The 530-nt window shown below is 72.1% G+C and carries 1 protein-coding gene; it reads right to left on the bottom strand.

Annotated elements, in window-relative coordinates; translation table 11 throughout:
* Nucleotides 1-89: 89 nt before the first annotated feature.
* Nucleotides 90-530, bottom strand: a 441-nt coding sequence (locus MUN85_RS12525) for an HIT domain-containing protein (protein ID WP_250507001.1), incomplete at its 5' end; no start/stop codon positions are given.

A 530-nucleotide genomic window follows, 5' to 3' on the forward strand; every position in this document is an offset into this window, starting at 1 on the left:
GACCTGGAAGGGGCTGAGGTGATCGGGGATCGCGCGCTTGCGCTCGTGAACCTCGGGGGCGCGGCCGGGGGCTGGCTGCAGGGGATCTGTCACAGTTCTCCTTCGGCGAGCTGGCCGCCCGCGCGGACCCGCGCGCGCACGTGGAAGACGGTCTGCCCGGCACCGGCACCGGTGTTGAACACGAGGCGGAAGTCGCCATCGGCCTGCTGGGCGGCGACGTCCCGGGCGGTGTCCACGACGCGCGCGAGCAGCTGGGGGTCCTCGGCCAGCGCGGTGACATCCCGATCGGGGCCGCGCGGGACCCCGTGCACGCGCACGGGCGCGCGCGGCTGCTGGTCCTTGAAGGCGATGACCCGCTCGTCCTCATGGACGCGGTCCGAGGGGATCTCGTCGGCGACGATCTTGCAGAAGATGCACTCCGCGTCACGACGCAGCGCGCTGGTCTCGGTGGTGGAGGGACCCCTGTCAGCGAGTCTACCGGAGCGATCTGCGCCTCTTGCTGTTGCGCCACCCCCCCTCGCTATGAGCGG

The sequence above is a fragment of the Bowdeniella massiliensis genome, from assembly GCF_023634005.1.
GTDB classification, from domain to species: domain Bacteria; phylum Actinomycetota; class Actinomycetes; order Actinomycetales; family Actinomycetaceae; genus Bowdeniella; species Bowdeniella massiliensis.